The organism is Phycicoccus sp. Soil803 (genome assembly GCF_001429685.1).
Lineage (GTDB): Bacteria > Actinomycetota > Actinomycetes > Actinomycetales > Dermatophilaceae > Pedococcus.
In genome coordinates this window covers 1001069-1014490 of sequence record NZ_LMST01000001.1, presented here as the reverse complement: position 1 = coordinate 1014490, position 13422 = coordinate 1001069, and the positions used below count along the sequence as shown (strand labels likewise).

At 70.8% G+C, this 13422-nt stretch carries 14 protein-coding genes; all 14 read right to left on the bottom strand.

From position 1 onward, the window contains the following. Nucleotides 1-35 precede the first annotated feature (35 nt). Nucleotides 36-572 (bottom strand): SigE family RNA polymerase sigma factor, encoded by a 537-nt coding sequence (locus ASG95_RS04725; protein WP_082592332.1) that lies wholly within the window; start codon nt 570-572, stop codon nt 36-38. Next, on the bottom strand, nt 569-1507 hold the full coding sequence (locus ASG95_RS04720; protein WP_157581733.1) for a hypothetical protein: 939 nt from the start codon (nt 1505-1507) through the stop codon (nt 569-571). The genes ASG95_RS04725 and ASG95_RS04720 overlap by 4 nt, the downstream gene beginning before the upstream one ends. A 249-nt stretch (nt 1508-1756) precedes the next feature. Then, nucleotides 1757-2128: a hypothetical protein gene (locus tag ASG95_RS04715; RefSeq protein ID WP_056923061.1), complete on the bottom strand. Its 372-nt coding sequence runs from the start codon at nt 2126-2128 to the stop codon at nt 1757-1759. Between the two features lie 175 nt (nt 2129-2303). After that, nucleotides 2304-3305: a hypothetical protein gene (locus ASG95_RS04710; protein ID WP_162259365.1), complete on the bottom strand. Its 1002-nt coding sequence runs from the start codon at nt 3303-3305 to the stop codon at nt 2304-2306. A 208-nt stretch (nt 3306-3513) separates the two neighbouring features. Continuing rightward, the gene (locus ASG95_RS04705) at nt 3514-4353 is read right to left on the bottom strand and encodes a hypothetical protein (protein ID WP_157581731.1); all 840 of its coding nucleotides are present in this window, start codon (nt 4351-4353) and stop codon (nt 3514-3516) included. Between the two features lie 224 nt (nt 4354-4577). Next, complete coding sequence (gene tsaD, locus ASG95_RS04700; RefSeq protein WP_235543384.1) at nt 4578-5657, bottom strand: tRNA (adenosine(37)-N6)-threonylcarbamoyltransferase complex transferase subunit TsaD; 1080 nt, start codon at nt 5655-5657, stop codon at nt 4578-4580. Then, entirely contained in the window at nt 5654-6121 is a 468-nt protein-coding gene (gene rimI, locus ASG95_RS04695; protein WP_056923064.1) for a ribosomal protein S18-alanine N-acetyltransferase, read from the bottom strand. Before rimI ends, tsaD begins: the two co-directional genes overlap by 4 nt. After that, on the bottom strand, nt 6118-6792 hold the full coding sequence (gene tsaB / locus ASG95_RS04690) for a tRNA (adenosine(37)-N6)-threonylcarbamoyltransferase complex dimerization subunit type 1 TsaB (protein WP_057376734.1): 675 nt from the start codon (nt 6790-6792) through the stop codon (nt 6118-6120). The genes rimI and tsaB overlap by 4 nt, the downstream gene beginning before the upstream one ends. Next, nucleotides 6789-7262, bottom strand: coding sequence for a tRNA (adenosine(37)-N6)-threonylcarbamoyltransferase complex ATPase subunit type 1 TsaE (gene tsaE / locus ASG95_RS04685; RefSeq protein WP_200961872.1), 474 nt, complete (start codon nt 7260-7262; stop codon nt 6789-6791). The genes tsaB and tsaE overlap by 4 nt, the downstream gene beginning before the upstream one ends. Further along, complete coding sequence (locus ASG95_RS04680) at nt 7255-8427, bottom strand: alpha/beta fold hydrolase (protein WP_057376733.1); 1173 nt, start codon at nt 8425-8427, stop codon at nt 7255-7257. Before ASG95_RS04680 ends, tsaE begins: the two co-directional genes overlap by 8 nt. Continuing rightward, nucleotides 8424-9602, bottom strand: a complete 1179-nt coding sequence (gene alr / locus ASG95_RS04675; RefSeq protein WP_057376732.1) for an alanine racemase — start codon at nt 9600-9602, stop codon at nt 8424-8426. The genes ASG95_RS04680 and alr overlap by 4 nt, the downstream gene beginning before the upstream one ends. 29 nt (nt 9603-9631) lie before the next feature. Further along, complete coding sequence (locus ASG95_RS04670; protein WP_235543382.1) at nt 9632-11038, bottom strand: bifunctional ADP-dependent NAD(P)H-hydrate dehydratase/NAD(P)H-hydrate epimerase; 1407 nt, start codon at nt 11036-11038, stop codon at nt 9632-9634. Between the two features lie 54 nt (nt 11039-11092). Continuing rightward, nucleotides 11093-11443, bottom strand: coding sequence for a holo-ACP synthase (locus ASG95_RS04665; RefSeq protein ID WP_056923069.1), 351 nt, complete (start codon nt 11441-11443; stop codon nt 11093-11095). Nucleotides 11444-11511: 68 nt separating this feature from the next. After that, a complete protein-coding gene (glmS, locus tag ASG95_RS04660) occupies nt 11512-13371 on the bottom strand; it encodes a glutamine--fructose-6-phosphate transaminase (isomerizing) (RefSeq protein WP_056923070.1) in 1860 nt (619 codons plus the stop codon). Nucleotides 13372-13422 lie beyond the last annotated feature (51 nt).

The following is a 13422-nucleotide window of genomic DNA, read 5'->3' as shown; positions in this document are numbered from 1 at the left end:
GTCACGCGTTGCCATCGGTGGGGTGCAGCAACAAGTTACGGAGTAGCCGAGGCCGGCGGACGACTGGCCGTGGACGTTGACGGTGTCACCGCAGCCTCCTGCTGGCCCGATGGCTGGTTGCGCAGGCGCGCGAGCGCCTCGCGGGTGTGTGACTTGACGGTTCCGACGGAGATGTCGAGAGCCACCGCCGTCTGGGCCTCGGTCAGGTCGTCGAAGTAGCGCAGCACCAGCACCGCTCGTTGGCGCGGCGACAGCCTTCGGAGGTCCTCGAGGAGTGCGATGCGGTCTAGGTTCTCGGCACTGGCGTGGGACGACGCTTCGGGCATCACCTCGGTGGGGACCTCGCGCCAGCGACGACCGCGCCAGCGGTTCACGGACTCGCGCGCGAGCACCTGCCGGACGTAACCCTCCGGCCGGTCCTCGATCCGTTGCCACTTCGGCACCACCTTGATCAGGGCTGACTGCACGAGGTCCTCCGCATCGTGATGGTTCCCCGTCAGCAGGTACGCGGTCCGCAGCAGCGCTCCTCGGCGAGCGACCACGAACTCCTCGAAGCTGGCGTAGCCGGTCATGACCGGCCGCCCGTGCGGAGCGCCTGGCCGATCAGGGCGCTGGCGAAGGTGACCCGCTCGGGCGCCCCCGACGCGACCACCAGGCGACGGTGCGCATCATCGACCGGCAGCTCGCAGCGCATCATCGGCCGGCAGAACGGAGTGGCGGCGTGGAACTCCTCGGCCACCACTGTCACCTCGCCATTCGTCGGGTCCTTCCGGTGCCCGAGTAGCGTGTCGGAACCGATGACTCCGAGGAGGTTGCAGAGACCTGGCACGTCAGCTGGCGGACTGTCCAGGGTCGTCGCGTCGTAGACGTTGAGCGTGGAACATGCCTTCGGATCGTCGCTGTAGTTCGTCGGCGGGCCCAGCGCGGGCCAGCTGGCGACCGCAACGTCGGAACCGGTGTAGGGCACCCGATAGGGGTTGACTCGGGTGGGCGCTTTACCCGGCTCCCAAAGCCATCCGTCGCCGTCACTGCCTCCCGCGACCAGGCCGAACAGGTGCGTGTTGTCGACCCAGAGGGCCCCCACGCGCGTACCGAACCCGAACGCGGACGTGTAGGTCTGGCCGCTGACCAGGTCGCGGACGACCGGCTGCAGCACCACATCCTGTGCACCAGGTTGGAACGTGTAGGCGATCCTGCGGCCGTCGGGCGACAACGCGACCCTCACGTTCTGAGGTGCCTCGGGATCGTCATGGGACAGCGGGATCGGGAGCTTGCCGAACTTCCCCGTCCGAGCGACCAGGCCGACCGCCTCGGGCGAGCCGCCACCCTCGCGCGGGACCAGCCAGACTGCCGCCAGCGGTCCTGGAGAGTCCCCGAGCTCCGGCAGTGCCGCCCCCGCCGGGTACTGGATCGGAAGCGTGAAGGCCACGGTCGTCGCCGGCGCGGGGTCGGGCCGATCGCGATCGCCGAGTCGTAGACCGACCCCCGTGCCGACGGTGCCCACCACCAGGGCAGCGGCCGTGAGGGCGACCAGCTGCTTCCGCCGGGCCTGCTTTCCGCGTGCCCAGAGCTCGGCCGGTGGCGCACCTCCCGTCGGTGCGTCGTCTGCCAGGTCCACCAAGAGGTCGCGCAACGTGTCCATGGGCTTCTCCGATCCAGAGTCTCACCCAGGAACACGCCGCGGGAGACTCATTCGGAGGGGGCCGCGACCCGCCCATGCGTCAGACCGCAGGATGGTCGGCCTTCGCGACGACCGTCACCCAATCTTGTGGATCTGATAACCCACTGCGGCCATTGACTTCCCGGCGGGAACGAGGACGACGACAGACTTCGGCGCCGCCCGATCGAGTACGAGCTCCAGAGCATCGGTGCTCGTCGTCCCTGCACAGTCGTGCAGCTGGCGGATCACCGATCGGTCCCCGAGTGAGAAGTGCGCTACGAGCACGCCCTCTCCAGCGCACCTGACGACGAGGCGGTAGGTCCCCGCCGGCCAAGTCCCAGCATCCTCGTCGCGGATGATCATCGTTTGGACGCCGGTCGTGCGTTGGACAACGGTGGGCCTCGCTGGGACGGTCACCACAGCGTTCGAGTCCTGCGCCCTGTTGACGGACGCCATGAGGGTGTCCATGCGCGCAACGAAGTCGGCCGAGCTGCTTGTCGTCGTCGGTGGCGAGCTGGGGGCACCAGCGTCGGCGCCGGTGCAGGCTGACGCGACAAGAGTCATGACGAGGCCAACCGCGAGCGGTCTGGCCCAGTTGGATGTCACCCGGGCAAGCCGCGTTGACCACCAACGGCGCATGCGGTCAACCACCGTTCCAGCGTGCGAGGCGCACGTTCGCCGAAGCTTGCGGAGAGGTCGGCGGCAGGGTCCACGCCACATAGTGGCCCGCCGCCTTCACCCGACTGACGCCGAACGCCTCGCCCAGCTTCACCGGTGACCCGGTCTTGAGCGACCACAAGTACTGACCTGCGTCACCATCGCCGCTTCCGTTTCCCCACGCTATGAAGTCGTCGCCGCAGACCAGTTCCGTTCCGCGAGCGCTGTCCCTCAGGCGGATCGTCTGGACGTCCCGAGTACTACGGTTCAGCATCTTGATCGTTCCGCCGTCATCCGGCCCGACGGGGATGGCCCAGGCCACCACGTCCGGGCCCACACACAGCTCCGAGATGAAGCCGACGTCTCCCACCGTCCCGTGGTAGATGATCTCGTCCCGGGCACCCCGGCGCAGGCGGATGTCGTACCCGACGCTGTCCGGTGCCGTGTTTGGATCACGCACGTAGACCAGGCCTCCGCGCGGGTCGACGGTGGGCAGGTCGGCACCTTCCAGGAAGACGCGAGGATGCGGAGCCCCATCGAGCTCCACGGTGGCGATGTTCGTGGCGATGGGCAGGTCCGTCCCGGCCTTGCGGAAGGACCACCAGACGCTTTTGCCGTCGCTGGCTATGAGGTGGTCGCCGCCAGCCGCCGGCGGAAGCGGATGACCTTTGGCGAAGGTGTCGGAGTCGGCGAGCAGCCGAACCTGGCCGTGCGACCACCCGAACACCTTCCAGTCGACGTCGAACAAGTCGGTGGACCGGGTCTCCAGCCATGCCGCCGTGGCGTCGTTCGGCATCGTGCCGTCAAAGGCCTGCCGCGGCAGAGCCTCCTTCGGCGTTGCAGGCAACCACGAGCGCTTGGCTCCACTCATCACCTGCATCCGAGTTTGCGCGATGAGGCTGCCCTGGGCGGGCGGGGGATTCACGCCGACTAAGGCGTGACCGTCGGGTGACAGTGCGAGGACTCCATTGCGAGTGGTTCCCGACATGCCCCGCAGGGTCGTCAGCACGGTGAGCTCGCCAGCCCGTGGCTTGCGGGCCGCGTCGGTGCTCAGCTCCCGAGCACGGGCTGGCGGACTCACTGTCGTGGAGAGTGGCTGAGATGCGCTCACATGGGCTGGAGATGCGGGCTCGGCCTGGCACCCGGCGAGAGCCAGGGTTGCCAAGGCAAGCGCCGTCGCCCGGGTTCGCCGCATCTCAGTACGCGATCCCGTTGCTCTGGAGGAAGGTCGCGAATGACGACGAACTGTAGGAGAAATACCGGGCGGCCGTTGTGAAGATGGTCGTCGAGGAGTCGGCCCAGCCGATGGTGCCTCCACTGTTGCTGTAGGCGTACGCGGCGATCCAATGTCCGATCAGCCGGTTGGGATGCTTGTTGTAGTGCGGCCCGTCGACGAACTCAACGGTGTTACCGCTGAACGGCATGCCATTGCCGCCGATGCTCTGCGCGGCCACGGACTTCAGCAAGGAACCGCTTGGCGCGTGCACCTGGACGTACCAGTTGACCCCTCGCCAGCGGTTGACGCCGCGGGTCCAGTCAGCTCGAGCCCAGTCGGTCTTGCCGTACTTGTCCGTCTCCATGTGGTTCGCGTTGGCGAGGCCGGCCTGCCCGGGAGACGTGCCATCGAAGCGGCTGGTGAAGCCGGCCCCGTGCAGGTACCGGATGATCTCGTAGCCGCTCGCGGGGCCGCAATAGTAGTCCTTGTTCTGCCCCACCTGGACGACCCCCAAGGACCGCGAGGTCGGGAAGGCCGCCGCCAGGTCCGTCGACGTCGCCACTCCGGACGCCATGTTCGACGACAACTTCGACGACCCTGCACCGGGTCCGCCGTACTTTGCCTCGTAGGCTGCTTCCGCGAGCTGCGCGCCGGCAACGTCTCCGGCAGCGGCGGCTTTCGCCCAGCTCTGCGTCGCGGCAACCTTGTCGATCGCTTGCGGGGTGTCCGGTGGGGCCGCTCCCGCGGGGGTGATGCCTCCTCCATCGACAACGATGGGATCGGGCGCCCCTGCAAAGCCAGGCTGAGCCGTCGTTGCCACACACACTGCTGCAAGTCCGAGAACCGTTAGAAGCCTTCTCATGTTGCTCCCCTCCTGCTCCGTGGCCGCCTGCGTGTCGATACGCAGTCCCGTCGGCCAAGTGCGTAGCAGGCAGACTGCCGAGCGGCGCACTGCCTGTCAATGACTGGCTTTCTAGTCACTCGCAGTCATCGCGAGTCGCCCTCAGTCACTCAGGAACGAGGTCGCGGGAGGGTCGGTCCGGGCTAGGCCTGGACGAGGGTGACCGGCATCGACGAGTCCGCGGGGAGCGCGAGGTCGGACGGCGCGCGTCCCTTGATGACCATCTGCGCCCCCAGGGACGCGACCATCGCGCCGTTGTCGGTGCACAGCCCCGGCCGCGGCACCCGCAGGGTGATGCCAGCGGCGTCGCAGCGCTCCTGGGCCATCGCCCGTAGCCGGCTGTTGGCGGCGACGCCACCACCGATCTGGAGGTTCATCACGCCGTGCTCCTTGCAGGCCAGGACGGCCTTGCGGGTGAGCACGTCGGTGACCGCCTCCTGGAACGACGCGGCGACGTCGGCGACCGGCACCGGCTCCCCTGCCGCCTCGCGCGCCTGCACCCACCGAGCCACCGAGGTCTTGAGCCCGGAGAACGAGAAGTCGAACCGGTAGCGCTCCATGTCGCGCCCGGTCGTCAGCCCCCGCGGGAAGTCGATGGCGACACGGTCGCCCTCCCGGGCCATCCGGTCGATGTGTGGCCCGCCGGGGAAGGGCAGCCCCAGCACGCGGGCCACCTTGTCGAAGGCCTCCCCCGCCGCGTCGTCGATCGTCGAGCCCAGCGACTGGATGTCGTCGGTGACGTCGGGCACGAGCAGGAGCGACGAGTGTCCGCCCGACACGAGCATCGCCAGCGTCGGCTCGGGCAGCGGCCCGTGCTCCACGATGTCGACGGCGACGTGCGAGGCGAGGTGGTTCACCCCGTACAGGGGCACGCCGAGGGCGACCGCGAGAGACTTGGCCGCTGCCACGCCCACCATCAGCGCACCGGCCAGCCCGGGGCCCGAGGTCACCGCGATCGCGTCGAGGTCGGACAGCCTGACGCCTGCCTCCCGCGTCGCCCGCTCGATCGTCGGGACCATCGCCTCGAGGTGCGCGCGGCTGGCCACCTCGGGGACGACGCCACCGAAGCGCGCGTGCTCGTCGACGCTGCTCGCGATGGCGTCGACCAGCAGGGTCTCGCCCCGGACGATGCCGACCCCGGTCTCGTCACAGGATGTCTCGAGGCCGAGCACGAGCGGCTGGTCTGTGCTTCTAGAAGCGGCGATCCTCGTGGCCGTACTCACGGCGCCACCTCCCCCAGCTTGAGCCGCATCACGTGGGCATCCACGTCACCCGGCTGGTAGTAGCGTCGACGGACGGTCAAGGTCTCGAAACCCCTTGACTCATAAAGGCTTCGGGCCGCGCCGTTGTCAGCGCGCACCTCGAGCATGAGGTATGCCGCGTGGTCGGCGACCGCGCGCGACACGAGCTCCTCGAGGAGCCGGCGGCCGAGGCCCTGCCCCTGCTGGCTGGGCGCCACCGCCATCGTCATGACGTCGGCGACCTCGCCGCCGAGGTCGACCCCGCCGTAGCCGGCCACCGCGCCGTCACCCTCCTGCACGACCACGTAGGAGCGACGCGGGCGGGCAGCCAGCTCGGCCCACAGCGAGGCAGGCGTCCAGGCGTCGTCGGGGAACAGCTCGGTCTCGAGCGCGACGACGTCGTCGATGTCGGTCCAGTGCAGGTCGCGCAGGGTCGCCGTCGTCATGGCTTGGCCCGTTCTGCGGTGGTCAGCGCATCAGGCCGACGCAGGTAGAGCGGCTCGACCGGCAGGTCCACACCGGCGTCGAGGCGTTGCAGCGCAAGGCCGGTCAGCACCCCGGCCGAGACGTCGAGGACAGCAAGGGGTTCGGGGAAGAGCTCGGGATACAACACCGGGCCACGACCAGCGGTCGGGAGCGACCGGACCTCCTCCGGCAGGTCCGCAGGACGCACGACCGCCGGGTCGGTCAGGCGCACGGCCCGGTCCTGCTCGGGGCGGTCGGGGTCGACCCGGTACCGCGCCCAGTAGACCTCCTTGCGCCGCGCATCCGTGGCCACGAGGAACTCGCCCTCCCGGACGTGCTCGAGTGCCTGCTGCGCCAGGACGTCGAGGCTGCACATCCCGTGCACCGGAATCCCCCGGGCATGGGCGAAGACCAGACCGCTGACGATGCCGACCCGCAAGCCCGTGAAGGGCCCCGGGCCGTTGCCCACCACCACGTCCGTCACGTCCGCCGCGGAGACCCCGGCGCTGGCCAGCTGGTCGCGCATCAGCGGTGCGACGCTCTCGGTGTGGCCACGCGGGTCGTCGGACCAACCCATCGCCCAGTCGGCACCAGCGGAGACGGCGACGCTCACCGACGTCGAGGTGTCGATGGCCAGGACGACGCGGCTCATCCGTTGGCCCCGAGCTCGGACAGGTCGGCGTCGGCCCAGCGCGGGCCGTGGCTCTGCACGCGGGCCCGACGGGTGTCCTCGCCGCTGAGGGTGACCTCGAGCCGGTCGTCGGCGAGGTCCTCGGCAAGCCCGTGCCCCCACTCGACCACGGTCACGGACTCCTCCAGCGAGGTGTCGAGGTCGAGGTCGTCGAGCTCGGCGAAGCCCCCGAGCCGGTAGGCGTCGACGTGCACGAGAGCGGGCCCGCCGACCAGCGACGGGTGGACGCGCGCGATCACGAAGGTGGGCGATGTGATCGGGCCGCGCACCCCGACCCCCTCGGCCAGACCCTGGGTCAACGTCGTCTTGCCGGCACCCAGCCCTCCGGCCAGCACCACGAGGTCACCGGCCGACAGCAGGCGACCCAGCCGGGCGCCCCAGGCCCGGGTGTCCTCAGCAGTGGCCAGGTCCGGGCTGGTCAGCTCAGGCACGGCCTTCTCCGCGGCGTGCCCTGGCGACCTTCCGGCGCTTGGCCAGGTCGGTGACCGTGCGGCGGACCCGCGGCTTCCGCGCGACCTTCACGCCTTCGGCAGCGGCCCGCATGCCGCGGTCGATGAGGGCCTCGAACTGCTCGTTCAGCACCTCCGGGTGCTCGAGCATGATGATGTGGCCGGCCTCCTCGATCACCACGTGCTCGGCGCCGGGGACGAGGCGGACGATCTCCTCGCTGTGGTCGGGAGGGGTGAGCACGTCGTGGACTCCGTTGAGCACCAACACCTCCACGCCGTGGAAGTGCACCAGCGCGTCGCGCTTGTCGTGCTGGTCGAAGGTCGGCAGGAAGTCGGACATCACGTCGAGCGGGGTGCCGAAGATCATGTCGGCAGTGAGCCGCACCGCTGCCGGCGGCACGGGCGAGGCGAAGCTCCAGCGCTCGACGAGGAACTCCTCGATGTCGCGACCGGCTCGCAGGGCGGTGCGCACCAGCCCCGGACGCGCCGACAGCCGGTCGAGCACCGACGGCCCGAACCGGCCGACGAGCTTGCCGAAGTACTGCCCGAAGCCGAGCGACACCAGCTGGGCGCCACCCGCACTGGTCGCCACGAAGGCGGTGGCGACCACGCGATCACGCACCAGGTCGGGGTGCTGGTCGGCGAGCGCCATCGTCGTCATGCCGCCCATCGAGTGGCCGATGAGCACGAGCTGCCCCTCGGGTGCCGCCTCCTCGATCACCCGGTGCAGATCCCTGCCGAGCTGGTCGATGTCGCAGGACTCCTCGCTGCCGCGTCCCGAGCGCCCGTGGCCCCGCTGGTCCCAGGTCACCACGCGGAACCCATCCCGCACCAGCGCCTTGCGCTGGAGGACCCAGCTCTGGAGGCTCAGGCAGAACCCGTGGGAGAAGACCACGGTGGGCTTGTCACTCGAGGACGCGTCGGCGTCGGGCTCGTCGATCTCGACGTGCAGGGGCACGCCGTCGTCCGCGACGACGACGAACTCCTTGTCAGGGGTGTGGGCAAAGGCCCCGGCCGGCGCCAGGACCGCGAGCCGCGCGTGCCGCTCCTTGCTGACCCGCCCGGCCGCGATGCCGGCAGCCGTGGCCACACCAGCGGCGGCGAGCCCGATGCCGAGGCCGGCCAGGCTGCGGTTCGTCGGGCTCACTGGTCGCCTCCGACGTGGATCCGCGGCACCCGGGCGCCGACCCGCGTCACGATCTCGTAGTTGATGGTGTCGATCGCCGCCGCCCAGTCCTGCGCGGTCGGCTCACCGGCTGCGCCGACGCCGAACAACACGACCTCGTCGCCCGCCCTGGCCGTCGAGTCGGCACCGAGGTCGAGCACGAACTGGTCCATGCAGACCCGGCCCGCCACGGCATACCGACGGCCGCCCACCTGCACCGGCCCGACGCTGGTGGCGTGCCGCGGCACCCCGTCGCTGTAACCCATCGGCACGAGGCCGAGCTTGGTCGGCTCGGTGGTGGTGTAGACGTGGCCGTAGGAAACGCCTTGTCCCGCAGGCGAGTCCTTGACGCTGGACAGTCGCGAGACCAGCCGCATCGCCTCGCGCAGCCCGAAGTCCCCGGGGGCCCCGAGGTCGGGGACGGGCGAGAGCCCGTAGACCGAGACGCCGGGTCGCACGAGGTCGTAGTGCGCCGAGGGGTTGGTGAGCGTGGCGGCGGAGTTGGCGAGGTGGCGCACCTGCGGCTCGACGCCCACCCGGGCGGCCTGCTCGAGGATGCCCTCGAAGCGCTCCTGCTGCGCGCGCACCGTGGGGTGCTGCGGCGCGTCGGCGTAGGCGAAGTGGCTGAACAGCCCGACGACGTCGACCGCTCCGTCGGCCTGCGAGGACGCCAGGGTCGTGAGCAGGTCGGCGAGGTCGGCGTCCCACGCGCCGTTGCGACCCAGTCCGGTGTCGACCTTGAGGTGGACCCGGGCCGTGCGACCCGTCGTGGCCGCAGCCGCGAGCACCTGGTCGAGCGACCACGTCGTGGAGACGCCGAGGTCGATGCCGAGCTCGAGTGCCTCGGTGAAGTCCTGGCCGGGCACGTGCAGCCACGACAGGAGCGGGGCCTCCACAGCGGCTCGGCGCAGCTCGACGGCCTCGGGCAGCTGGGCGACGCCCAGCCAGGTGGCGCCACCGCGCAGGGCGGCGCGCGCACTCGGCACCAAGCCGTGGCCGTAGGCATCCGCTTTGACGACGGCCATCACCTCGGCGCTGCCGGCCCGCGCCTTGAGCGCGGCGACGTTGCTGCTGATGGCCGACAGGTCCACCTGGGCACACGCGGGCAGCCCCGGCGGCGCCGGGGCTGGGGTGGTGCTGGTCGTGGCGGTACTCATCGTCGTCCAGTCTTTCACGAGCGCTCAGGTCAGCGAGTGAGCAGGTGGGCCACCGCAGTCGGTATGCCGTGTGCCACGGCCAGGGCGCGCACCGGACCGCCCGGGTTGGCCAGGTCCGCGGCGACGCCGTGCACGAGGGCGCCGAGGCTGCCGGCGTCGAGCGGGCTCAGTCCGGAGGCGAGCAGCGCCCCGCACACCCCGGCCAGCACGTCCCCCGCTCCTGCCGTCGCGAGCCAGGGCGGGGCGTCGTTCTGCGAGCGCACCAAACCGCCGTCCTCGGTCGGGAGGACGACGAGGGTGGTCGCACCCTTGAGCAGGACGGTGGCTCCGGTGCGGTCGGCGGCTCGCCTCGCGTGCCCGACCGGGTCGCCCTGGACGGACTGGCGAGTGGTCTCGTCGCCGGTCAGCCTGGTCAGGAGGCGGGCCAGCTCACCGGCGTGGGGGGTCAGCAGGGTGGGGCCGCTGCGCGGTCCGTCGACGAGGTCCAGGCCCCCCGCGTCGACCAGGACCGGCAGGTCGGAGGCGAGCGCGGCGCGGGCGACGTCGAGCTGGGCCTTGGCGCCCTTGGCTCGTGAGTGGATGTCGAGACCCGGTCCGACGACCCACGCCTGCACCCTCCCCTCTCCGTGGACCGCTTCGGGGACGGCGGCACGCAGCAAGGCGGTCGGCGTCGGAGTGCCGACGTAGCGGAGCATGCCGACCCCTGCCCCGACCGCGGCGGTGCAGCACAGGAGGGCGGCGCCGGTGTAGTCCTCTCCCCCGGCCACCACTCCCAGCACCCCGCGCGAGTACTTGTCGTCACCGGCTCCCGGGACGGGCCACAGGGCGGGCACGTCGGCGAAGTCGAGCCGCTCCACATCGGGGAGCCCGTCCAGCTCGATCCCGATGTCGATGACCGTCAGTCGGCCGACCGCCGCCTCGCTCGCCGGCAGCAGGTGCACCGGCTTGGCCACCCCGAAGGTCACCGTCTCGTCGGCGAACACCCCGTCGTCGGTGGCAGCACGACCGGCCGGGTCCTGGCCCGAGGGCAGGTCCACCGCCACGACGTACGCCGTCTCGGGGATCGCGTCGACCCAGGCCCTGGCCGGGTCGGGCAGGCCCGGCCGACCACCGATCCCGAGGACGCCGTCGACCACCAGGTCGGCTGCGGCGAGCACACTCGCCCAGTCGCCGTCGGGCCCCACCACCGTGACGCCATCGGCTCCCCACGAGGATGCGTCGCCGATCGCCAAGGGCCAGTCCCCTTGCAGCGCAACGCAGTCGAAGCCATCGGCAGAGAGCTGCACCGCGGCATACAGGGCATCGGCGCCGTTGTTGCCCGCCCCGGCGAGGACGACCACGCGACTGCCGCCGGACTCCCGGAGGCGCGCGCGGCAGACGGCGGCGAGTCCCTCGGCAGCCCGGGCCATCAGCTCGCCCTCGTCGAGGCCAGCCATGGCCGCCTCCTCGGCGGCGCGCACCCGCTGTGCGGACCAGGCGCGGAGCACCGGTCAGCCCTCGGCGATGACGACGGCCGAGGCGATCCCTGCATCGTGCGACAGGGAGATGTGCATCGCGTGCACGCCGAGCGCCTCGGCCCTCGCCTCGACCGTGCCGGTGATCTGGAGGTGCGGGCGGCCGTCCTCGCCACGGCGCACCGTGGCGTCCTGCCAGTGCAGCCCGACCGGCGCGCCGAGCGCCTTGGCCAGGGCTTCCTTGGCCGCGAAGCGGGCGGCGAGGGAGTTGAGCGGCAGCGACCGCTCCTCGTCGGTGAACAAGCGCTCGAGGAGGCCGGGAGTGCGCTCCAGGGACTCCCCGAAGCGCTCCACGTCGACCACGTCGATCCCGACCCCGACGATCACCGGATGTCCGCGTTCACTCGACGGTGACGCTCTTGGCAGAGGGCTGAGCGCGGCCATCCGCGCCGTTGTCACTCAACGGTGACGCTCTTCGCCAGGTTGCGCGGCTGGTCGACGTCCAGGCCCTTGGCGGTGGACAGGTGCAGTGCGAAGACCTGCAGCGGCACCACGGTGAGCAGCGGCGCGAGCAGGGGCGACGTCGCCGGCACGCGGATCACCTCGTCGGCGAACGGCAGGACGTCCTCGTCGCCGTCCTCGGCCACCACGATCGTGCGGGCGCCACGGGCCCGGATCTCCTGGATGTTGGAGACGACCTTCTTGTGCAGCTCGTGCGGGGTGCCCGGTCCGGGCACCACGATGAAGACCGGCTGACCGGCGTCGATGAGCGCGATCGGCCCGTGCTTGAGCTCACCCGCCGCGAAACCTTCGGCGTGGATGTAGGCCAGCTCCTTGAGCTTGAGCGCACCCTCCATCGCGACGGGGTAGCCGACGTTGCGGCCGAGGAAGAGCACCGACCGGGTGTCGGCCATGAACCGGGCGATCTCCTTGACGCGGTCCATCCGGCCGAGCAGCTCCTCGAGCTTCGCGGGGATCTCGTGGAGCTCCTTCATCACCGACTGGGCGTCGTCGGCGAAGGTCCCACCGCGCAGCTGGGCGAGGTAGAGGCCGAGGATGTAGCAGGCGGTGATCTGGGCCAGGAACGCCTTGGTCGACGCGACCGCGATCTCGGGCCCGGCGTGCGTGTAGAGCACGGCGTCGGACTCGCGCGGGATGGTCGAGCCGTGGGTGTTGCAGATGCTCAGCGTGAGGGCGCCCAGCTCATGGGCGTGCTTCACGGCCATCAGGGTGTCCATCGTCTCGCCGGACTGGCTGATCGACACGACCAGCGTGCGCTCGGTGGCGATCGGGTCGCTGTAGCGGAACTCGTGGGCCAGGGCGACCTCGACCGGGATGCGGGTCCAGTGCTCGATCGCGTACTTCGCGACCATGCCCGCGTAGGCCGCGGTGCCGCAGGCCACGATGATGATCCGGTCGACGTTGCGCAGCTGGTCCTCGGTGATCGACATGTCGTCGAGCACCAGCCGTCCGTCGACGTCGGTGCGCCCGAGGAGGGTGTCGCCGACCGCGTGGGGCTGGTCGTAGATCTCCTTCTCCATGAAGGTCGGGTAGCCGCCCTTCTCCGCGGCGGCAGCGTCCCAGGTCACCTCGTAGTGCTTGCCCTCGGCAGGGCTGCCGTCGAAGTTGATGACCTCGTAGGAGTCCGGGGTGATCGTGACGATCTGGTCCTGCCCGAGCTCGAGCGCGCTGCGGGTGTGGCCGATGAAGGCCGCGACGTCGGAGCCGAGGAAGTTCTCACCCTCGCCCAGACCGACGACGAGCGGGCTGTTGCGGCGGGCCCCGACGACGACGCCGGGGCTGTCGGCGTGCACGGCGAGCAGGGTGAATGCGCCCTCGAGCCGGTTGACGACGTTCTGCATGGCCTTCGTGAGGTCGCCGGTCTCGGCGTACTCGCGGGCCACGAGGTGGGCCGCGACCTCGGTGTCGGTCTCGCTCGTGAAGGAGGCGCCGTCCGCGATGAGGGCGTTCTTCAGCTGGTGGAAGTTCTCGATGATGCCGTTGTGGATGAGGGCGAGCTTGCCGTCCTCGCCGGCGCGGTGCGGGTGGGCGTTCTGGTCGGTGGGGCCGCCGTGGGTGGCCCACCGGGTGTGGCCGATCCCGGTCGTCGCGCCCGGGAGGTGGTGGGCGTCGAGCGCGTCCTGCAGGTTGACCAGCTTGCCGGCGCGCTTCTCGCTCGCCACCCCGTCCCTGGTCACCAGCGCGACCCCCGCGGAGTCGTACCCGCGGTACTCGAGGCGGGCCAGGCCTTCCATGACGACGTCCAGGGCTTTGCCGTCGGCGTTCGGGCCGACGTATCCGACGATTCCGCACATGGGAGGCAGCCTAACCGTCGACCGCTCCGAGGACGGCATCAGAGGGCGGGG